Annotated in this window: 2 protein-coding genes; both read left to right on the top strand. The window is 62.7% G+C overall.

The genetic code is table 11. From position 1 onward, the window contains the following. Window positions 1-233: 233 nt before the first annotated feature. Window positions 234-13,034 (top strand): non-ribosomal peptide synthetase, encoded by a 12,801-nt coding sequence (locus I6N93_RS13625; protein WP_197669165.1) that lies wholly within the window; start codon window positions 234-236, stop codon window positions 13,032-13,034. Next, window positions 13,034-24,223: a non-ribosomal peptide synthetase gene (locus I6N93_RS13620; RefSeq protein ID WP_085687812.1), complete on the top strand. Its 11,190-nt coding sequence runs from the start codon at window positions 13,034-13,036 to the stop codon at window positions 24,221-24,223. The genes I6N93_RS13625 and I6N93_RS13620 overlap by 1 nt, the downstream gene beginning before the upstream one ends. The last annotated feature ends 507 nt before the right edge of the window (window positions 24,224-24,730 follow it).

The raw sequence follows: 24,730 nt of genomic DNA, 5'->3' as shown, positions 1-24,730 counted from the left end.
GCCTTGTTTTCTCGCTTCAGTCAGCAGTTTTGTATTTTCCGCAACGATGGCTTTTTCTCGGTCTCATTATTGAGATGGGTTTTGCTATTTCTAACCGGTTTACCTGCTGATGTTAATTAATGACGAAGCAATGATTACTTTGGAAATTAATATGGCTGGAATAATGAGTCGTGAGTAAGTTGATGTTGATTTTTGGTTATTGACCTAATTTAACGATGTAAGAAAGGAATCCTATGTCAATTTTCGATATGCAGCCCCGTCTGACACGGGAAGCGCAATTCATTCACCCCCTGAGTCGTGCTCAACAAGGCATCTGGTTTGCTCAGCACCTCAATCCTGACGCCAAGGCTAAAGTTTTTAACGTTGCCGAATATTTGGACATACCGACTGCGCTTAACCCACAACGTTTTGAAATGGCGGTAAGAACCACTGTTCAGGAAACGGAATCTCTGCGGGTGCGTTTACAGATTTCGTCCCTTGACGTCACCCAGTCAACGGACATGGTGTCGCCCTGGCGTTTTCCCGTGCTCGACTTCTGTCAGGAAAGCGACCCGATGGAGAAGGCGAACCAGTGGATGGCCGCGGCGTGCGACCAGCCTTTCGACCTGGAACAAGGGCCGCTCTTTTCGTTCGCGCTGATTCAGATCGCGGCGGAACATTTTCTCTTTTACCAGTGTTACCACCATATCGTCATGGATGGTTATAGCGTGTCGCTATTTATTCAGCGGGTAGCGGAACGCTACGCCGCGTTCTCGACCGGAGAAAGGGCTCCGGACAGTGACTTTGTCGGGCTTGCGCAGGCGCAGAAGATCGAGCAGGACTACGAGACCTCTCCCCGCGCACGTCACGATCGGGAATACTGGCTGGAACGGCTTGCGAATAGGCCGGACCCGGTGAGCGTATCCGGTCGGCAGGCCCGATGCGCAGATATACTGCGTCGGCAGCACTATCTCCCCGAGCAGACTCAGCAGCGGCTTCGACGTGTGGCGGAACAGTGTAAAATCTCGTTGCCGGAATTGTTGATTACGCTGGTTGCCTTCTATCTACACAGGGTCACGGGTCGAGAAGAATTGCTGCTGGGGATGCCAATGACGACTCGCGTAAGCAGGGCGTTACGCCGTTACCCCGGCATGGTCAGCAACGTACTTCCGTTGCGGTTGAGCGTAAGTCCGGCAACCACATTGTCCGCTGGGATCGAACAGACAAAACGCGCCGTGTTTGAAGTCTCGCGGCATCAACGCTACCGGTATGAAGCGTTGAAGGCCGATCTGGGGATGGCGGCTGGGCGGGAAACGCTGTTTTCCACACTGATTAATATTCTCCCTTGCCACAACGAGTCGCTGTGTTTTGAAGGAACCGAGGCCAAAATTCATAATCTTCTGCTGGGGCCGGTAGACGACCTCTCCATCACGCTGTTTGACCGAGGGGAAAACGGGGGAATCGAGCTGTGTTTGAACGCCAATGCCGCGCTCTATCAAGAAGGAACGCTAACATGGCATCTGCGTCGTCTGAGCCACTTTTTCACTTCAGCTGCCGCTGAACCTGGCCGGCCCGTCGGAGAGTTTGCGCTACTGTTGCCTGAAGAACTGGCCTTGATGCGACGGTGGCATACCACATCCGCGTCAGTATTCTCCTCTCCCCACTGTCTCCATGAGCTGTTCGAACAGCAGGCCAAGGCCCGGCCCCAGGCCGTGGCGGTGAGTTTTGAAGGCCGCACGCTGAGCTACGACGCGCTGAACCGCCGCGCCAACCAACTGGCCCGCGAACTGATGGCGCAGGGCGTACAGCCCGACAGCCGGGTAGCGATAGCACTGCCGCGCGGCAGCGAGCTTATCGTGGCGATTCTGGCCGTACTCAAGGCCGGTGCGGGCTATGTGCCGCTGGACCCAGGCTATCCGCAGGCGCGCTTGCAGTACATGCTGAAGGACAGCGCGCCCGAGGTGTTGCTGACCTGCAGCAGCAGCCTGCCGTCGCTGGGCGACCTGCCGCCGGCGCTGCCGCTGAGGGTGCTGGACGACGACGCGCATTCCTGGACGCGCCATTCGGAGGAGAACATCCCCGTCGCCTCGCTGGGCCTGACGCCGCATCATCTGGCCTACATCATCTACACCTCCGGCTCCACCGGCCAGCCCAAGGGCGTGATGGTAGAGCACCGCAACGTCACCCGGCTGCTGAGCTCGACGCAAACACTTTTCGATTTTGACCACCACGACAGTTGGACGCTGTTCCACTCTTACGCATTCGACTTCTCGGTGTGGGAAATCTGGGGCGCACTGCTGCACGGCGGACGTCTGGTGGTGGTGCCGCAGACGGTGACGCGTTCGCCGCAGGCGTTGTATCAGCTGGTGTGCCGGGAAGGCGTGACGGTGCTGAACCAGACGCCGGGGGTATTCCGCCAACTGACGGCGGCGCAGGCCGACAGCGATGAGCGTCACGCGCTGCGCTACGTGATTTTCGGCGGAGAGGCGCTGGACGTGGCGGCGCTGACGCCGTGGTATCGGCAGAACCCGGACGTAGATACGCAGCTGGTGAATATGTACGGCATCACCGAAACGACGGTGCATGTGACGCACTGTCCGCTGTCGGCGGGGATGCCGGCGGGGGAAAGCCCGATAGGCAGGCCGCTGCCGGACCTGCGGATGTACATCCTGGATGGCCGTGGCGAGCCGGTGCCGCTGGGCGTGGCGGGCGAACTGTACGTCGGCGGCGCCGGGGTGACGCGCGGCTACCTGAATCAGCCCGAGCTGACGGAAGCGCGATTCCCGCTCGACCCGTTCAGCGGTGAGGCGGGGGCGCGGATGTACCGCACCGGCGATCTGGGGCGCTGGCGTGAAGACGGCACGGTGGAGTATCTCGGTCGTAATGATTTTCAGGTCAAGATCCGCGGTTTCCGTATCGAGCTTGGGGAGATAGAAAGTCGCCTGGCGGCCCATCCGCAGGTGGACAACGCCGTGGTGGTGGCCAGAGAAGAGGGCGACCGAGGCGCGCAACTGGTCGCTTATTTCGTCCCTGCCGCACAGGCTGGCGTGGATGAACCCAGCGCACAGACGCTTCGCGACTTTCTGTTCCAGACGCTGCCGGAGTATATGCTGCCAGCCGCCTATGTGCGTCTGGCGAGCTTGCCGTTGACCCTTAACGGTAAGTTGGACCGCCGGGCGCTGCCGTCGCCTGATGCGGATGCGCGCGCCATGCGTACTTACGCCGCGCCGCAAGGTCCGGTAGAGGGCGCGTTGGCGCAAATTTGGGAAGACTTGCTGGATGTGCCGCAGGTCGGCCGGCATGACAACTTTTTTGAGCTGGGCGGCCACTCTATGCTGGCGGTTGGGCTCATGCGCCAGATGCGCGCTGTCGGTCTGAATGCGGACGTCCGGGTGCTCTTTGAACAGCCGACGCTGGCATCGTTGGCGACGGCGGTTGGCGGAACGCATGAAGTCACCGCGCCTGATAGCGCGATCCCGATAGGATGTACGCAGATCACGCCGGCCATGTTGCCGCTGGCGACGCTCTCACAAAGCGAGATCGACCGGATCGTGTCGACGGTGCCCGGCGGCGCGGCGGCGGTGCAGGATATCTATCCCCTGACGCCCCTGCAGGAAGGGCTTCTGTACCACTCTCTGACGTCTGCGCGTCAGGATCCTTATCTGCTGCATATCCTGATGGCGTTTGATAGCCGGGCGCGGCTGGATAACTTCATTCAGGCGCTGAATCTCGTGATGGCTCGTCATGACGTACTGCGCACCGCGATGTGTTGGGAAGGCCTCCGTGAGCCGATGCAGGTCGTGTATCGCACGGCGACGCTGCCGGTGAGCCACGTTAAAATTAGCCCCCAAGCGGGATGTCCAGTCGATCAACTGCTGAACGCACGGCCCGCACGAATCGATATTGATCGTGCGCCGCTGCTGGCGGCGCAGATCGCCGAAGATAGGCCCAATGACCGTTGGCTGATGACCTTGCTGTACCATCATTTAGTCGATGACGCGACGTCGTTGCAACTGCTGGTCAACGAAGCGCTGGTCTTGTTGCGGGACGCCGCCGCCGAGCTGCCGACGCCATACCAGTTCCGCGGCCACGTCGCGCAGGTGCGGCAGGGGGGTAACGCCGCGATGGAGGAAGCCTTTTTCCATCAACTATTGGGCACGGTGACGGAACCGACGCTGCCTTACGGTTTAGCGGACAATCAGCAGGACGGTCGAGAAACCCGAGAAGCGATCGTACCGTTGCCCGCCGCGCTTGTCGCCGCGTTGCGTGAGCAGGGCAAAGTCCACGGCGTCGGCGTCGCCAGTCTGGTGCATCTGGCCTGGGGACGCGTGGTCAGCGTACTCTCCGGGCGTGAAGACGTGGTCTTCGGCACGGTACTCATCGGGCGTCTGCAGGGCGGAGCGGAACAGGCGCTGGGGATGTTCATCAATACGCTGCCGCTGCGGTTGACGCTGGCGGACTGTTCGGTGACAGAGGCGCTCAGTCAAACGCAAACGCGATTGGCCGGGCTGTTGAGGCACGAACACGCTTCCCTTTCTCTGGCGCAACGGTGCAGCGGCATACCCGCGCCGGCACCCTTGTTCAGCGCGCTGCTGAACTATCGTCATACCGACCTTAATCCTCAGGACAAGGTGATGACGATGGCGGAAGGAATCGAGGTGCTGAGTGCGGACGAGCGCACCAACTATCCTTTGTTGCTGAATGTCGACGATCAGGCGTCCGGTCTGACTCTGACGGTGCAGTCTTGTTCGACGGTCGATGCTGCACGGGTGGCCGACTATATGCAAACGGCGCTGGAAAATCTGACCCAGGCACTGCGAGACGATGCAACGCGTCCCCTGTGCGCGGTCGGTATCTTACCGGCAGCGGAACGGACGAAGCTTAGCGCGGAAGGCGGTGAATCGGTCAGTTCAACCCCGTCTCCCCACTGTCTCCATGAGCTGTTCGAACAGCAGGCCAAGGCCCGGCCCCAGGCCGTGGCGGTGAGTTTTGAAGGCCGCACGCTGAGCTACGACGCGCTGAACCGCCGCGCCAACCAACTGGCCCGCGAACTGATGGCGCAGGGCGTACAGCCCGACAGCCGGGTAGCGATAGCACTGCCGCGCGGCAGCGAGCTTATCGTGGCGATTCTGGCCGTGCTCAAGGCCGGTGCGGGCTATGTGCCGCTGGACCCAGGCTATCCGCAGGCGCGCTTGCAGTACATGCTGAAGGACAGCGCGCCCGAGGTGTTGCTGACCTGCAGCAGCAGCCTGCCGTCGCTGGGCGATCTGCCGCCGGCGCTGCCGCTGAGGGTGCTGGACGACGACGCGCATTCCTGGACGCGCCATTCGGAGGAGAACATCCCCGTCGCCTCGCTGGGCCTGACGCCGCATCATCTGGCCTACATCATCTACACCTCCGGCTCCACCGGCCAGCCCAAGGGCGTGATGGTGGAGCACCGCAACGTCACCCGGCTGCTGAGCTCGACGCAAACACTTTTCGACTTCGACCATCGGGACATCTGGACGCTGTTCCACTCTTATGCATTTGACTTCTCGGTGTGGGAAATCTGGGGCGCACTGCTGCACGGCGGACGTCTGGTGGTGGTGCCGCAGACGGTGACGCGTTCGCCGCAGGCGTTGTATCAGTTGGTGTGCCGGGAAGGCGTGACGGTGCTGAACCAGACGCCGGGGGTATTCCGCCAACTGACGGCGGCGCAGGCCGACAGCGATGAGCGTCACGCGCTGCGCTACGTGATTTTCGGCGGAGAGGCGCTGGATGTGGCGGCGCTGGCGCCGTGGTATCGGCAGAACCCGGACGTAGATACGCAGCTGGTGAATATGTACGGCATCACCGAAACGACGGTGCATGTGACGCACTGTCCGCTGTCGGCGGGGATGCCGGCGGGGGAAAGCCCGATAGGCAGGCCGCTGCCGGACCTGCGGATGTACATCCTGGATGGCCGTGGCGAGCCGGTGCCGCTGGGCGTGGCGGGCGAACTGTACGTCGGCGGCGCCGGGGTGACGCGCGGCTACCTGAATCAGCCCGAGCTGACGGAAGCGCGATTCCCGCTCGACCCGTTCAGCGGTGAGGCGGGGGCGCGGATGTACCGCACCGGCGATCTGGGGCGCTGGCGTGAAGACGGCACGGTGGAGTATCTCGGTCGTAATGATTTTCAGGTCAAGATCCGCGGTTTCCGTATCGAGCTTGGGGAGATCGAATCTGCGCTGCAAGCCTGCGACGGCGTAAAACAAGCCGTGGTGACGGCCATGAGCACGAAGACGCAGGACAAGCAGTTGGTCGCCTACTACGTGGCGGAGCAGCGCGGACAGGTTCTGGCGACGGATGCGCTTAAGGCTCAGCTCGGTCAACGCTTACCGGCATTTATGGTGCCGGCGGCTTACGTGGTGTTGGACTCCGTGCCGCTGACGCTAAACGGTAAAGTGGATCGCTCCGCGCTGCCCGCCCCGGATCTTGATGCCTTCGAACATCAGGTTTATGAGGCGCCGCAGGGCGACACGGAAACGACGCTGGCGGCAATCTGGCGCTCAGTCTTGGGCGTAGAGCAGGTCGGGCGACACGACAGCTTCTTTGCGCTGGGCGGTCACTCGCTGCTGGCGGTGCAGCTGATTTCCCGCGTGCGCAGCGAACTACAGCGGGAACTGCCGGTGGCAACCTTGTTTGAATGTCCGGTGTTGCATGAACTGGCGGCCGCGTTAGACATCGCGCCGACCGGGCATTTGCCCGATATCCTACCGGTGGCGGAGGGCGTTCATCCTCCACTATCCCTGGCGCAGCAACGACTGTGGTTTCTATCGCGAATGGATGACACCGCGCGGGCGGCATACGTCATCTCATTCACGATCCGGATGGAGGGCGAGCTGGACGTCGCGGCGCTGGCGCTGGCGCTCGATCGCATCGTGGCGCGTCACGCCGCGCTGCGTACCCGTATTGCCGAGCGTGACGGCACGCCGATGCAGATTATCGACGCTGAGAGCGCAGGCTTCCCGTTGCGATGCATGACGTCGGATGCGCCGGGGGCTTCATCGGATGCTGCCTCTGAACTCGCCACGGATGCGCTGGCTTATGGCGAGCTGATGGCGGTCGGCGCACAGGAGCACCACCTGCGTTTGTGGTTTCATCACCTGGTCGCCGACGGTTGGTCGGTCGGTATTTTTCTTCAGGAGCTGCAAAGTCTGTACGCCGCGTTCAGTCAGGGAGACGGCGATCCGTTGCCGCCGCTGGCGATCCAATTCGGCGACTACGCGGCCTGGCAGCAGCAACATATGCAAGGCGATGTGCTGAGAGCCCAGCAAGCTTATTGGGCGAAACAGCTGCGCGGGATCCCGGACTGCCTGACGCTGCCCAGCGACCGGCCGCGCCAGCCGGTGCAGGACTATCGCGGCGCCAGCGTGGAATTCGAACTGGATAACTCGCTGACGCAGGATCTGAAGTCGCTCAGTCACCATCATGGCGCGACGCTGTTCATGCTGCTGTTGGCGGGCTGGTCGGCGCTGATGAGCCGTTTGTCCGGTCAGGAAGATGTCGTGATCGGCAGCCCGGTGGCGGGTCGCGACCGTCAAGAGCTGGAGCCGCTGATCGGCATGTTCGTCAACACGCTGGCGCTGCGCGTCGATTTATCGGAGCAGCCGGATACCGTCGCGCTGCTCGCGCAGGTGAAAGCGACGACGTTGGCGGCGCAGGGACATCCGGATATTCCCTTCGAGCAGGTGGTGGAGATGCTGGCGCCCGCCCGCAGTCTGTCTCACAGCCCGGTATTCCAGGTGATGCTGGCGTTGCAGAATACGCCGGACGTGGCGTTAGCGCTGCCGGGGCTGAAGACGTCCATACTGACCGATGCCGTGGAGACGGCTCAGTTCGATCTCAGTCTGGATCTTCGTGAGACCGGCGGTCGGATCACCGGACGGCTCTACTACGCCACCGCACTGTTTGACGCCGCCACGGCCGAGCGCTACGTGGGCTACTGGCATGCGCTGTTACGGGGGATGACGGCGGATCCGCATCAGCCGGTACAGACGTTGCCGCTGATGCCCGACGTCGAACGCCGTCAGTTGCTGTTCGGCTTCAACGCCACGCGTGCCGACTATCCGGTCGGCGATGCCCTGCATACGCTGTTCGAGGGGCAGGCGGAGAGACAGCCGGACGCGACGGCGGTGGAGTGCGATGGAGAGCGCCTGAGCTACGGCGAGCTGAACCGGCGCGCTAACCAACTGGGACGCTGGCTGATAGAACAGGGCATTCGGCCGGACGGACGGGTGGCGATTTTGCTGGAACGAGGCTGCGATCTGATCGTCGCCATGCTGGCGACGCTGAAAGCCGGGGGCGCCTATGTGCCGCTCGACCCGGCGACGCCCGCTGAGCGCCTGGCCTATCTGCTGGAAGACAGCGGGCCGCAGGCGATCATCACCGGTCGCGCGCTGTGCGGCCGACTCGGCGAACGGTCGCACGATCCTCGCACGCTCGTCATTGACGGCGATGCCCGTCCGTGGACGCGCTGCGCGCAGGAAAATATCCCTCTGGCGACGTTGGGGCTGACGCCGTTTCATCTGGCGTACCTCATTTATACTTCCGGTTCGACGGGCCACCCGAAAGGCGTCATGGTCGAGCACCGCAACATTCTTAATCTGGTGCATTGGCACTGCGCGGCGTTTGCGCTTCGTCCTTTGGACGGCGTATCCAGCCTGGCGGGGCTGGGGTTCGACGCGGCGGCGTGGGAAATCTGGCCCGCGTTGTCGGCAGGGGCGCGGCTGCTGTTGCCGTCGCCGGCGATCTCCCGCGATCCGGATCGACTGCTGGGGTGGTGGAGCGCGCAGCCGCTCGACGTGAGTTTTCTGCCGACGCCCGTCGCCGAACTGGCGATGGCGCGGGAGGTCGCGCCGGCCACGCTACGCACGCTGCTGGTCGGCGGCGATCGTCTGAACCGCCAGCCGTATGCCGGGGCGCGCTTCGCCCTGATAAACAACTACGGCCCGACCGAAAACACCGTGGTGGCGACCTCCGGAGAAATCAGCGCCGACGAAGCGCTGTTGCATATTGGTCGTCCTATCGCTAACACCCAGACCTATATTCTGGATGCGCGGATGCAGCCGGTGCCGGTGGGGGTATGCGGGGAACTGTATATCGGCGGCGCGCAGGTGGCGCGAGGGTATCTCAACCGTCAGGATCTCACTACTGAGCGCTTTATTCCCGACCCGTTCTCCTCCGAGCCGCATGCACGACTGTACCGTACCGGCGATTTGGGGCGCTGGCGCGCGAACGGCACGATCGAGTTTCTGGGACGCAGCGACTTCCAGGTGAAGATCCGCGGCTTTCGCATCGAGTTAGGCGAGATTGAAGATGCGTTGTTGCACTGCGAGGGGATCCAGCAGGCCGTGGTGGTCGCGCAGGGGGGCGCCGCTCAGGAAAAACGTCTGATCGCCTACTATCTGGCGGAGAAAGGTACGAATGCACCTTCTATCGATGCGCTGCGAGAACAGCTGCTGGCGCGATTGCCTGAATACATGGTGCCGATGGCTTGGGTGCCGCTGGAAAGCCTGCCCCTAACGGCCAATGGCAAGGTTGACCGGCGTGCGCTACCTGAGCCGGATGACTCCGCATTTATAAGACAGCACTATGAAGCGCCGCAGGGCAAGGTGGAACCCGTATTAGCCGCCCTCTGGCAAACGTTGCTGGGGGTGGAAAAGGTTGGACGCCGGGATAACTTCTTCCTGCTGGGCGGACACTCGCTGCTGGCGGTGCAGTTGATCTCGCGCATACGTAGCGATATGGAGCGGGAACTGGACCTGAAAACGCTGTTCATGCATCCCACGCTAAGTGAGATGGCGGAGGCGCTGGGCGATAGGAAGGTGCCGCCTTTGCCGGTGATTTCGCCCCAGACGGCGACAGAGCCACCCCTGTCGCTGGCGCAGCAACGCCTTTGGTTGTTGGTGCAGATGGATCCGGCGGCCAGCGCGGCCTATATGATCACGGGTGGGATACGACTACAGGGAGAGCTCGACTCCGCCGCGTTGCAACAGGCGTTGGATCGTATCGTGGCCCGTCATGCGGCGCTGCGCACGCACATCGTTCACCGAGACGGCGCCGACGTGCAGGCGATCGCTCCTGTAGAGAGCGGTTTTCCCCTGCAGCGGCTTGATATGAGCGGTAGCCAGGAGCGACCGGAACCGTTCATGCCGTCCATGTCTATCACCGCCGGCCCGTTGGCTCAGGGGCAACTGCTCCGCATTTCCGAGCGGGAGCACTGGCTGAGGTTGGCGCTGCACCACATTATCGCCGACGGCTGGTCGGTCGGCATTTTGATCCGCGAACTGTGTACCTTGTACAGCGCATTGAGTCAGGGGCTGCCCGATCCGCTGCCGCCGCTGCCTATCCAATATGGCGACTATGCCGTTTGGCAGCGGCGACACCTGCAAGGCGCCAGCATGCAGGCGCAGCAACGCTACTGGGTCGAACAGCTGGACGGCGCGCCGGATAATCTGGTGCTGCCGACGGACAGACCTCGTCCGCCGACGCAGTGCTTTGCCGGGGCGTATAAAACTCTGACGCTGGACGCCAACCTGACTCAGGCGCTGAAGACGTTAAGCCAGCGACATGGCTGCACGCTGTATATGACGTTGTTAGCCGGTTGGTCGGCTCTGATGAGCCGTCTTTCCGGTCAAGACGACATCGTGATCGGTTCTCCCATCGCCGGGCGCGATCGGCAGGAAATCGAACCGCTGATTGGGATGTTCGTCAACACGCTCGCGCTGCGGGTCGCCCTGACGCCGGAGATGGACACGGCGGCGCTGCTGGCGCAGGTCAGGAGTACGACGCTGGCGGCGCAAAGCCATGCCGATATTCCGTTCGAACACGTAGTCGAAGCGGTCGCGCCGGTGCGTACTTTGTCCCATAGTCCGATTTTCCAGGTGATGCTGGCGCTGCATAATCTGCCGGAGATGGCGCCTGAGTTGCCGGGGCTGCGGCTGTCGCCGTTGCCCAACGAGACGGCGACTTGCCAGTTCGATCTGAATCTGGAATTACGCGAGACCGACGGGCTGCTGGAAGGAACGATGTATTACGCCACCGCCCTGTTTGATGAGGATACCGCTCAGCGTTATCTGGACTACTGGCAGCGGCTGCTGCGGGGGATGGTCGCCACACCGATGCAGCCTGTCACGACGCTGCCGCTGGTTTCCGCCGCCGAGCGGCAGCGGGTGCTCACGGCGTTCAACGCCACGGAGTCCGCCTATCCGGCCGACAATTGTTTGCATGAATTGTTCGAGATGCAGGCGCGTCGGCAGCCGACGGCGACGGCGCTGGTCTGCGGCGATCGGCGATTAAGCTACGGCGAGCTGAACGTGCGGGCCAACCGGCTGGCGCACTGGCTGATGGATCAGGGCGTGCGTCCGGACGATCGCGTGGCGATCTGCGTCACGCGGGGGCCGGGGATGGTCGTGGCGCTACTGGGGATACTGAAAGCCGGTGGCGCTTATGTGCCGCTTGATCCGCTCTACCCCGCCGAGCGACTGGCTCATATGATCGCCGATTGCGCGCCGCGGGCGGTCCTGTGCGACAACGAAGGGCGCGCTTCGCTGGCGTCCTGTTCCACGCTGCCGCCGATCGTCGCTCTGAGTGCGGATGAACCGGCGTGGGTCGAGGCAGAGAGCAGTAATCCGGACCCGCGGACGATCGGACTGTCCCCGCGTCATCTGGCTTATATCGTCTACACCTCCGGCTCGACCGGTCGCCCCAAAGGGGTGGCTATGCCACACGCGCCGCTGGTCAATTTGGTCCATTGGCAGAACCGGCATACGGCCGGCGTCACGCTACAGTTCGCTTCTTTCGGTTTCGATGTGGCGAGCCAGGAGATCCTCAGCGCGTTGACGGGCGGAGGGCGGTTAATTATCGTTCCGGACGACGTGCGGCTCGATATGCCGCGGCTGGCGGATCTGCTGGAGCAGCACCACGTCGAGCGGGCTTTTATTCCCCCTTCGGTCCTGCCTGCGCTGGCGCAGATGTATTGTGCTTCGGGGCGAGTGCCGCCGGCGATGGACATTATCGCCAGCGGCGAGGCGCTGCGTCTCGGTCCTGATGTGCGCGCGCTGTTCCAACGCGCGGCGAATGTCCGGCTTCACAATCAGTACGGTCCGGCGGAAACGCATGTGTCGAGCGAGTATGTCTGTCCGGCGACAGCCTCGAACGGGGTGTCCCAGCCGCCGATCGGACGCCCTATCGCCAATAGCCGGCTCTATATCCTCGATGAACAAGGCGAGCCCGTGCCGGTCGGCGTGGCGGGCGAAATCTATATCGGCGGCGTCGGCGTGGCGAGAGGCTATCTGAATCAACCGGCGCTGACCGCCGAGCGATTTATACGGGATCCCTTCTCTACGGACGCGGACGCGCGCATGTACAAAACCGGCGATCGGGGACGTTGGCGCAAGGACGGCGTCATCGACTATCTGGGGCGCAACGACGATCAGGTCAAGATCCGGGGGTTCCGCATCGAGCCGGGAGAGGTGGAAGCTTGTCTGAGCGGATGCCCGGACGTTGAGGCGGCGGTGGTGATCCCGCGTGAGTGCGGCGGGGAAAAACGGCTGGTGGCTTACTACCAGGGAAGTGCGGACATCGAGTCCATGCGCGCTCATCTGGTGGCGCAGTTGCCCGCGTATATGGTGCCTGCGGCCTGGGTGGCGTTGGCCGAATTCCCGCTGTCGCCTAATGGCAAAGTGAATCGCCATGCGTTGCCGGAACCCGGTGATGAGGCGTTTGCGCATGCAGTGTTCGAAGCGCCTCAGGATGAAACTGAATTAACCGTGGCGGCAATCTGGCGGGCATTGCTGGGCGTGGAGCGCATCGGTCGTCATGACAACTTTTTCGAGCTGGGCGGGCACTCGCTGCTGGCGGTGCAACTGGTATCTCGGCTACGACTCGAGCTGGATGTCGACCTGCCGTTGGCGGAGGTGTTCACCCATCCAAGTCTGAGCGCGCTCAGCGAGCGGATTCTGGACCTGAGCATCGAACAGTTCGATATTGCTGAGCTGCTGGATATGGCGGCATCAATGGAAGGAGAAGAGTAATGCAGAACAAGGAAGCAACCCCATCCTCTGTCCAGCCCCTCTCGCGGGAGCAAAAGGCCAAACTGCTGGCGCTGGCGAAAGCCAAAGGGATGAAGTCGAAGGGCGCAGGCAGGATACAGCCCATCCCCCCCGCGCCGCGTGTCGAGGGCGGGATGCCGTTGGCGCCCGTCCAGCGCGGACTGTGGTTCCTGTCGCAAATGGAGTCGTCGGCGCCGGATCGCTATCTGCTGGGCATGGCCTATCGGCTCAGTGGCCGGCTCAATACCGTCGCTCTGCAGGCGGCGTTGAACCGCATCGTCGCCCGTCATGAGATTTTACGGACGCGGGTGACGAATGTGGCGGGTACGCCGCGTCAGCACATCGCTCCTGCCGACACTGGTTTCGTGTTGGAAATGCGGACGTTATCGGATGCGTCGGCACCGCTACCGCATTTTACGCTACGGCCCGATCCGGAACAGGGGCCGCTGTTGGGCGGGCAACTGGTGTGTCTGGGCGAAGACGAGCATCTGTTGCGCATTGCGCTGCATCATTTAATCGCCGACGGGTGGTCGCTCGGCATTTTCTTGCGGGAGCTGAACGTCCTCTATACGGCCTTCAGCCAGGGTCTGCCCGATCCTTTGCCGCCGCTGCCTATTCAATATGCCGACTATGCCGCGTGGCAGCATGCGGAGCTGCGTGGAGACCGGCTGGAGGCTCAGCGTAACTACTGGCGGACGCAACTCCGCGGCGCGCCGACGTGTCTGGCGCTGCCGACCGATCGCCCGCGTCCGCGAATGCAGGATGACGACGGCGCCTGCGTCTCGGTGACGCTGGACGCGAAGCTGCTGAACGGAATGCAAGCGCTGGCGCGGCGCCACGGCTGTACGCTGTTTATGACGTTGCTGGCCGGGTGGGCGGCGTTGATGAGCCGTTTATCCGCTCAGGACGATATCGTCATCGGCGTGCCGACGGCCGGGCGTCACCGCCGCGAAGTCGAGTCGCTGATCGGCATGTTCGTCAACACACAGGCGCTGAGAATCGACCTCTCGGAGCCGTTGAATACGCCCGCGTTGCTGACGCAGGTGCGAGACACGGCGCTGGCGGCGCAGCGTCACGCCGATATCCCCTTCGAGCAGGTGGTGGAAGCGGTCGCGCCGACCCGCAGTCTGTCCCATAGCCCGCTGTTTCAGGTGATGTTGTCGCTGCAAAATACGCCGCAGCAGCCGTTTACGCTGCCCGGCGTTGCCGCCTCGCCGGTAGAGGGCGAAGCCACGATGGCGCAGGTCGATCTAAATCTAACGCTGACGGAAACCGAAGGGCGATGCGAGGGGACGCTGTGCTATGCGACGGCCCTGTTCGATGCGGATACCGTACGGCGTTATCTGAGCTACTGGCTGCGGATGCTACGCGGCATGGCGGAGCGGCCTGACTGCGCGGTGAAGGCATTGCCGTTACTGTCCGCCGATGAGCGGCGGCAGGTGCTGGACGACGTTAATGCGACGCAGGCGGACTATCCCCGCGATGCCTGCATACATGAACTGGTCGAATATCAGGCCGCCGCGCAGCCTGATGCGATTGCGGTGGTATTCGACGGTCGGACGCTGAGCTACGGCGAACTCAATAAAAGGGCTAACCGACTGGCGCACTGGCTCGTCGAGCACGGGGCCGGTCCGGATACCCGGGTGGTCGTGGCGCTGCCGCGCGGCCCTGCGCTAATCGCCTCGCTGCTGGCGGTACTTAAGACAGGCGCCGCCTACGTGCCGTTGGATCCGGCGCAGCCGCAGGCGCGACTCAGCGTGGTGCTGCATGACTGCGATCCTATTGCGGTGATCGCCTCGCAAACAACGCGCGCCGCGCTGGGCGAACTGCCAGGATCGGCCACGCTGCTGGCGTATGATGAGGACACAGGCCCGTGGACGCGGTACTCCGATGCCAATCTGCCCCCGCTGGATTGTGGGCTGACGGCGAATCATCCGGCCTACCTTATTTACACCTCCGGCTCGACCGGCCGTCCCAAAGGCGTGACGGTGCCGCACCGGGCCGTGGTGAATTTCCTGCACTGTCAGCGGCGTCAGCATCGTGCGGCGTCGCATACCCGACTGCTGGCAGTCACCACCGTCTCCTTTGATATTCACGTTCTGGAAATTTACCTGCCGTTAATCGCGGGCGGTCAGCTGCATCTGGCCTGCGACGACCTGCGCCGGGACGGTGCGAAGCTGGGGCAATATCTGAACGCGCAGGCGATCTCTCTGTTTCAAGCCACGCCGGCGACGTGGAAACTGCTGCTGGCGGCCGGTTGGCCTGGCGCCTCCGGTTTGACGGGATTGATCGGCGGTGAGGCGTTTTCGCCGGCGCTGGCGGCGGCGTTGCTCCCGCGCGTCGACGCGCTGTGGAATATGTACGGTCCGACGGAGACCACGGTCTGGTCGACGACGTGGCGTATTGGCGCGGAGGATACATCGATACCGATAGGTCATCCCATCGCGAATACGCGGGTTTATCTGCTGGATGCGGCAGGGGAACCGGTGCCGCCCGGCGTACCGGGGGAGATTTATATCGGCGGCGATGGCGTTAGTCTGGGCTATTTCCATCGCGCCGATTTGACGGCGGAGCGCTTCCTGCCCGATCCCTTTTGCCGCGATGCCGATGCCCGTATGTATCAAACCGGCGATCTGGGGCGCTGGCGGGCCGACGGCGCGCTCGAATATCTGGGGCGTAACGACTTTCAGGTCAAAATTCGCGGTTTTCGTATCGAACTGGGCGAGATCGAGACCGCGCTGTTGGCCTGCGAAGGCGTGCGCGAGGCGGTAGTGACGGCGGTGAGCGGAGAAAGCGAGGAACCGCGACTGGTCGCGTATTACGTGGCGGAAGCGGACGCGGCGCTCACTCCAGAGGCGCTGCGAACGACGTTGAGCGAGCGTCTGCCTGACTACATGGTGCCCGCCGCCTGGGTCGTGCTGGAGAATGTGCCGTTAACGCCGAACGGCAAGGTAGACCGCAAGGCATTGCCTGCACCGGATGAATCGGCCTATGCACAGCAGCCCTACGAAGCGCCTCAAGGGGAAACGGAGACGGCGCTGGCGGCGATCTGGCAGTCTCTGCTCGGCGTGCCGAAGGTCAGTCGCCACGACAACTTCTTCGCGCTGGGCGGACACTCTCTGCTGGCGATGCAGCTGGTTTCCCGGGTGCAGGAAGCGCTGCGCCGGGCGCTGCCGCTGGAGACGTTGTTCGCTCATCCGACGATCGGCGCATTGGCCGCGGCGCTGGACGCCGCGCCGGCGGAGACGCTAACCGACATACCCCCCTTGAAAGCAGGCGAAGACGCTCCGCTCTCTTTGGCGCAACGGCGAATCTGGGTGTTAAGCCAGATGGACGCGGCGGCGGGGGACGCCTACGTGCTGGCGGGCGGCGTTAAGCTCGAGGGTAGGCTGGATATGGCGGCGCTCCGCCAGGCGCTGGATCGCGTTTATGCGCGGCATGCCGTGTTACGCGCTCATATCGAGGTGCGCGACGGCACGCCGGTTCAGGTGATTGAGGCGGAGGATCGCGGTTTTCCGCTCAGTGCGACCGGGCTGGACGACCGGCGTGAGCCACCGTGCTTCCCGCCGACGTTCGATCTCACCACAGGGCCGCTGGCGCTGGCTCAACTGGTCACGGTGTCTGAAGAGGAACACTGGCTGCGGCTGGCGCTGCACCACATCATCGCCGACGGTTGGTCCCTCGGCGTACTGATGAATGAGATCGGCGCGCTGTATGCCGCGTTTCATCAGCAAAGGAACGATCCTCTGCCGGCGCTGCCGATCCAGTACGGAGATTACGCGGCCTGGCAGCAACGTTATCTGTGCGGCGACCGGATGCAGGCGCAGCAGAGTTATTGGACGGAACAGCTGCGCGGCGTGCCCGAATGTCTGACGCTGCCGACGGATAGGCCGCGGCCGCAGCAGCAGGATTACCGCGGCGCCCGCGTGGCGGTATCGCTGGACGCCGGACTGACGCAGTCGCTGAAGGCGCTGAGTCAGCGCGGGAATGCCACGCTGTATATGACGCTGATGGCGGGCTGGGCGGCATTGATGAGCCGGTTGTCCGGGCAGGAAGAGGTGGTGATCGGTTCACCTAACGCGGGCCGACATCGCCGTGAAGTAGAGCCGTTGATCGGCATGTTCGTCAACACGCAGGCGTTGCGCGTTGACCTGTCGGCCCAACCGGATGCCATCTCGCTGCTGGAACAGGTGAAAGCGACTGCGCAGGCGGCGCAGACGCACGCCGATATTCCGTTCGAGCAGGTCGTGGAGATGCTGGCGCCGTCCCGTAACCTGTCTCACAGCCCGATCTTTCAGGTCATGATGACGCTGCAGAATACGCCGGAAGCGGCGCTGGCGCTGCCCGGCATGACGGTAACGGAGTTGCAGGACGAGGCGACGGTGTCCCCGTTCGACCTCAGTCTGGTCCTGAGCGAACAAGGTGATGAGCTCAGCGGAGGGCTGTATTACGCCAGCGCGCTGTTCGATGAAAGCACGGTGCGCCGTTATCTGGGCTATTGGCAGCGGCTGCTCGCCGGCATGGTTTCTTCGCCGACGACGCCGGTGACGGCGTTGCCGCTATTGTCGGAAGAGGAGCGCCATCAGGTACTGTGCGACTTTAATGCCACGCACGCCGACTATCCTGCCGGGTGCAGTCTGCATGCGCTGTTCGAGACGCAGGCGGCCCGTCAACCTGATGCGCAGGCGATACTGTGCGGCGGCCTGAGCCTGCGCTATGGCGAATTGAACGCGCAGGCTAATCAGCTGGCGCACTGGCTGAAGGCGCAGGGCGTGGGGCCGGGCGATCGGGTGGCTATCGCGCTGGATCGCGGTTGCGATCTGATCGTCGCACTGCTGGCGGCGTTGAAGTCAGGGGCCGCCTACGTGCCGCTGGACCCGGCGCTGCCGACGAAACGACTGGCCTATATTCTGGAAGACAGCGCGCCGCAGGCGTTGGTGACAAGCCGCGACGTACGCGAGCATTTGGGGGCGCTGCCGTCGGCCGTGACGCTGGTCTTGCTGGAGGGAGAAAACCGGCCTTGGGCGTCGTCGTCCCGGGACAATCTTCCGACGGAATCGCTGGGGCTGACGCCTCATCATCCGGCTTATCTTATCTATACCTCCGGTTCGACCGGCCAGCCGAAAGGCGTGATGGTCGAACATCGGCATGTCGTTAATCTGGTTCACTGGCACCAAGAGGCATTCGCGCTGCGGGCGCAAGACTGTTCGTCCAGCGTCGCGGGATTGGGATTCGACGCCGCGGCCTGGGAGATCTGGCCGCCGCTGTCGGTCGGGGCCAGAGTGGTGATGCCGACGCCGGAGATATCGCGCGATCCACAGCAACTGCTGACATGGTGGGCGGCGCAGCCGCTGGACGTCAGCTTTCTGCCGACGCCCGTCGCTGAGCTGGCGTTCGCGCGGAATATGGCGCCGTCCACGCTGCGGGCGCTGCTGGTCGGCGGCGACAGGCTTAAACGCCGCCCGCCCGCCGGAGCCCGTTTTACCCTGTTCAACAACTACGGTCCGACGGAAAACACCGTCGTCGCCACCTGTGGCGTCATTCACGCCGACGAGGCATCGCTGCACATCGGCCGGCCTATCGCCAATACCCATGTTTATATTCTGGACGGTCAGGGGGAACCGGTGCCGCCGGGCGTTTGCGGAGAACTGTTCATCGGCGGCGCACAGGTCGCTCGCGGGTATGTCAATCGTCCGGATTTGACCGCCGAACGCTTCCTGCCCGATCCATTTGTGAAGGAGACTGAAGCGCGGATGTACCAAACCGGCGATCTGGGACGCTGGCGGAGCGACGGGACGATCGACTATCTCGGACGCAATGACTTCCAACTGAAGATCCGCGGTTTTCGCGTTGAGCTGGGGGAGATAGAATCCGCGCTGCTGGCCTGCGAAGGGATCCGCGAAGCGGCGGTCGAAGCGGTGCTCCTGACGGAGCAGACGCAGGAAAAACGGCTGGTCGCCTACTACACCAGCGACGATCCCCAGGGGGTCTGCGTTGAAAGTCTGCGTGAACGACTCAGCGCCCGACTGCCGTCGTATATGCTGCCCGTCGCCTGGATGGCGCTGGCGGAGATGCCGCTCACCGCGAACGGCAAAGTGGATCGCAAAGCCTTGCCGGTCCCGGATCAGGCCGCGTTTGCGCATCAGCCCTATGCCGCGCCGCAGGGCGAAATGGAAACGACGTTGGCGGCGATATGGCAATCGCTTCTGGGTGTGGAAAACGTCAGTCGGTACGACGACTTTTTCGCGCTGGGCGGACACTCGTTGCTGGCCGTGCAGCTGATCTCGCGACTACGCGACGAACTGGGGCGCGAGCTGTCTCTGGCGACGCTGTTTGCGCGTCCCGCGCTGCATGATGTCGCCGCCGTGCTGGAGGCGGCGACGCAGAGCGAGCCGGTGCCGACGATTCCGCGCGGCACCGAAAAAGCGCCGCCGCTGTCTTTGGCTCAACGGCGAATTTGGTTCCTGACGCAGCGGGATGCCAACGCCAGCGCGGCCTATGTTATTGCCGGGGGCATCAAACTGACAGGCTCGCTCAATGTGCTGGCGCTACAGCGCGCGCTGGATCGCATCGTCGCTCGTCATGCGGCGTTGCGGACTCACATTGAGTGCCGGGACGGCGAGCCGGTGCAGGTGGTGGAGCCGGAAGATCGAGGGTTCCCGTTGCAGATGAAGACGGCGAGTGAAATGCATGACGAGCGCGCGTCTTTTACGCCCGAATTCGACCTGACGGCCGGTCCTTTGGCGCAGGGACAGCTGATTCGGGTAACGGAGCGGGAGCATTGGCTTCGCCTGGCGCTGCACCATATCATCGCCGACGGCTGGTCGCTGGGCGTGATGATGAACGAACTGCGCACGCTCTATTCGGCGTTTATACAGGACCAACCCGATCCGCTGCCGGCGATGACGATCCAGTTCGGCGATTACGCCGAGTGGCAACGCGAGCAGATGCAAGGCGAGGTACTGGAGGCTCAGCAAGCGTACTGGATGGCGCAGTTGCAGGGGATCCCGGATTGTCTGACGCTGCCAAGCGATCGCCCTCGTCCTTTGGTGCAGGACTACCGCGGCGCGAGCCTGGCGGTTGAACTGGATAGCGCGCTGACTCAGTCGCTGAAGGCCTTGGGTCAGCGCTGCGGCGGTACGCTGTTTATGGCGCTGCTGGCGGGCTGGTCGGCGCTGCTGAGCCGACTGTCGGGACAAGAAGATGTGGTCGTCGGCACGCCCATCGCCGGGCGTAACCGGTGCGAACTTGAGCCGCTGATCGGCATGTTAGTCAATACCCAGGCGCTGCGCGTCGATCTGTCCGCAGAGCCCGATACCGTCGCGCTGATCGCGCAGATCCGAGAAACGCAGCTGGCCGCACAGGCACACGCGGATATTCCCTTCGAACAGGTGGTGGAAGCGCTGGCTCCCGCCCGCAGTTTGTCGCACGGGCCGGTCTTTCAGGCCATGTTGGCGTGGCAAAATCTTCCCGTTGAATCCGCCGAGTGGCCCGGGCTGACGCTCTCCCCGCTGCATCACGACACGGCGACCGCTCAGTGCGATCTCATTCTGGAACTGCACGAAGAAGATAACCGGGTGGTAGGGCGTTTAAATTATGCGGTTTCTCTGTTCGATGACGTCACCATAAAGCGTTATTTGCGCTATTGGGTACGGCTGCTGCAAGGCATGACGTCCGAGCCGAATCAACCGGTGCAAGCGTTGCCGCTGCTCTCTTCCTCCGAGCGCCAGCGGGTGTTGGGCGACTTCAACCAGACGCGGGCGGCATACCCGACGCAGAAGAGCCTGCCAGAGCTGTTTGAGGAGCGGGCGTTGCGGCATCCCAATGCATCGGCCATAAGGTGGGGTGAACAGCAAATGAGTTATGGCGAACTGGATGCGAGGGCCAATCAACTGGCCGGACGGCTGGCCGCGCTCGGCGTTCGGCCCGGCAGTCGGGTGGCGATCGCGCTGGCGCGCAGCGGCGAGCTTATCGTGGCGATATTGGCGACGCTCAAGGCAGGCGGCGCTTATGTCCCGCTGGATGGCGGATATCCGCAGGCGCATTTGCAGTTTATTCTGGCGGATAGCGCCTCCGAGGTGCTGATTACGGATTCGAAAACGCGTCACGTGTTTGATGGACTGCCGCTTGAGTGTGCGATGGTGAATATGGATAGCCCGTCACCGGGCGGTACAGGCTGGGCAGAAGAGGGCCATGTCGCATCCGCGCCGTGCGACGGTTCCCAGCTCGCTTATATCATGTACACCTCCGGTTCGACCGGTCGCCCGAAAGGCGTGATGGTTGAACACCGCAATATCGTGAAGCTGGTCATCAACAACGGCTACGCGGATTTCCGCCAGAGCGATCGCGTGGCTTGCCTTGCCAATCCGGCGTTCGACGCCAGTACGATGGAGATATGGGGCCCCTTGCTTAACGGCGGCTGCATCGTGCTGTTTAGTCAGGATACGGTGCTTGATCCTGTGCGCTTCGCGGCCGAACTCCAGCGACAGCGGGTCGATACCGTCTTTATGACTATCGCGCTGTTCAACCAATATGCCGACACGCTGCAACCGGTGCTTCCCGGTCTGCGTTACCTGATGGTCGGCGGCGAATCGCTCGATCTGACGTTTGTACGCCGGGTGCTGCGCGTCGGGCCGCCGCAGAACTTCCTGCATATGTATGGGCCGACGGAGACGACCACCTACGCTACGGCTTTCCGCATGAACGACGCGGATCCCGGAACGGGGAGCATGCCGATCGGTCGGCCGATCGCCAATACCACGATCTATATCCTCGATCGTTATCGCCAACCGGTGCCTGTCGGCGTGAGCGGCGAGCTATATATCGGTGGTGCCGGCGTCGCGCGCGGCTATCTGAATCTGGACGAGCAGACGACCGAGCGCTTCCTGCCCGATCCCTTCTCGAACGAACCGGGGGCGCGGATGTACAAGACCGGCGATCTGGGGCGCTGGCTGTCCGACGGCAATATCGAGTTCATGGGACGCAATGACTTTCAGGTGAAGATTCGCGGTTTTCGCATCGAACCCGAAGAGATTGCGGCGGCGCTACAGGCGCTGGACGAGGTATCGCAGGCCGTGGTGATAGTGCGGACGACGGCCACTCAGGAAAAACAGCTGGTGGCCTATTTCACCGCATCCGAGCCGGAGGTCGACATCGCCTCGTTGCAGGCGCGGATCGGCGCGCGCCTGCCCGCCTATATGGTGCCTTCCGCCTATGTGCGGCTGGAGAATATGCCGCTGACCCCCAATGGGAAAGTGAACCGCGCCGCGCTGCCTGAGCCGGACGACAGCGCGCGAGCGCGGTGCGGTTATGAAGCGCCGCAAGGGCACATCGAATGCGCGTTGGCGGCGATCTGGCAGCGTTTGCTGGGTGTGGAGCAGGTGAGCCGCTATGACGACTTTTTTGCCTTGGGCGGCCATTCTCTGCTGGCCCTGCGGCTTGTCAATGATGCGCGGCGGCAGGGCGTGCATCTGACGCTATCCTCGCTGTTTTCGTCGCCGCAATTGCAGGCGCTGGCGGCGCAGAGCCAAAGCCCGCAGGTGGAACGCGGACACGATCGGGCCGTCGCGTTTCGCGCGACGGGAGAACAGCGGCCGCTGTTCATTGTGCCGGAAGCCAGCGGCGAACTGTTTTATGGGCCGTTGTTGACCGCCTGCATTACCGAGGATATTCCGGTCTACGGGCTGCCAGGGCCGGATTGCAGTCAGCCGCCTTTCGCGACGCTGGAGGCCGCTGCGGCACGCTATGTCCGGATTATCCGCGCGGCTCAGCCCGAGGGGCCTTATCGGCTGCTCGGATGGTCGTTTGGCGGTACGCTGGCATATGAGATAGCGGCGCAGCTGCTGGGGCAGGATCAGCCGGTGGAATTTCTGGGCATGCTGGACACTCGGCTGCCGGACTCGCCGCAGGGATTCGTCGTTCCGTTGGATGAACTGTTGGCGATGACCGACGAGGAGGAGATGCTGGCGTTTCTGGTACGCGGCGATTTGGACGCTATCGCCGATGGCGCCGTGGCTGTCCCCCCTGATGCCATCGCGCGGGCGCGGCGGGGAAGGCTGGAAGATCATTATGATATCGGGCGCGAGGCGGGGATTTTCCCGGCGGACTGGTCGCCGGATTATTACCGTGGCTGGCTGTGCCACCGGTTGGCATTGCTGCGAGCGCAGTATCGGGCGCCGACGTTGCCGCTGATGCTGCATCTGTTTATCGCTCAGGATGAGGCGGCCGAGGGCGGGCGTTATCTTGGCTGGGATCGCGTGCTGCCGACGTCGGACATCCACCGAATTCCGGTGCCCGGCGACCATCGGCGCTTAGTCTCGGAGCCTTATGTGCAGGAGGTCGGCAAGGCGATTAGCGCAGCATTGCAGACCTGCCGCTCACAGCGGAAGTGCAGCGACGATCCCTTAGTGGTGCTGCAGGCTGGGAGCGGGGCCGGGCCGACGCTGCTGTGTATTCCGGGTGCGGGCGATAACGTGTTCGCTTTTAAAGAACTGGTGCAGACGCTGCCCGGCGACTGGGCGGTGCTGGGACTGCAACCGCGCGGGCTATGGGACAACGAAGTGCCCCACACAAGCGTGGAGGAGGCCGCGGCGTGCTACCAGCAGGCGCTGAGCCGTTACCCTCTGACGGAGACCGTGCATCTCTTGGGGCATTCGTTCGGTGGCTGGGTCGCGTTGGAACTGGCGGCCAGACTGGAGGCGGCGGGAATAATGCCGGCATCGCTGGTGCTGGTCGACTCCGATGCGCCCGAGCCTGGAACTCGGGAGTATACGGATATCCAGGCGCTGATGTCGTTGGCTGAGCTTTTCGAAATGAGAGGATGTTCTCTGGAACTCACGGAAGAGCGCCTTGCCAGTCTGACGCTGCCTCGTCGGTTGGAGGTCATGCTGGAGCGTCTGGTCGCTCGGGGGATATTGCCGAAACAGACCAAGGTGTCGGCTCTGGCGGGGATTTATCGAGTTTTCTCAACCAACATCCGTACCGCTTACCGACCCACGGCCTTGCCTTCGACGGCGCCGGTTCTGGTGATGGCGAAAGAAGCGTCCCCTGAGCTGCTGTCTGATTGGCAGGCGGTGGTGCCGACGTTGCGTGGTGTCTGTGGCGAAGGCAACCATATTGAACTGCTGACGTCACCCTGCGTCCAGGCCTTAAGCGAGTTATTACGCCGATAGTTCTCGTTCGTTGACCGGCCCGCCTGAAGGGATTTTCCTTTGGGCGGGCCTTTTCCTGCTTACTCCTTCCTCTTTTTGTGCCTTTTTCGGGACGTCTGCCAGCCTCTCAATGGGCCAGAAATCCGCTATTGTCAACCAGATGAACCCAGGGTTTCCCCCTGTAAACGTCCCTTCAGCGACCGTTTACCTGACTGCACTATGCTATATGGTGACTACCGTCGCAGGCGGGTGTAGACGGCTGAGAAGCGTTAATATTCTATTCGTGAGCAATTACAGAGAATGCTTATTTATTGCCTTTGCCATTCATTGTTAGAGTCGATTCCTGCCAACAGAAGAGTGAATATGAAGGAGAAAAAAATTGACTGTTTTTGGCGGTCTTCCTGCAGGAGTCACTACACCTTGAGTATTCGGGCATGTAGAATGCCACCACTTTTAACTCGCCTCATTACGCTAAAAGAACCCCAGGAAGAAAACAGTCAAGCGGCAAGTGATGTCTTTAGGAGAAAG

Origin of the sequence: Lonsdalea populi (genome assembly GCF_015999465.1) — a bacterium.
Classification (GTDB): domain Bacteria; phylum Pseudomonadota; class Gammaproteobacteria; order Enterobacterales; family Enterobacteriaceae; genus Lonsdalea; species Lonsdalea populi.
Note: the sequence above shows the minus strand (reverse complement) of the source record. Positions and strands in the feature narration are given on the sequence as shown.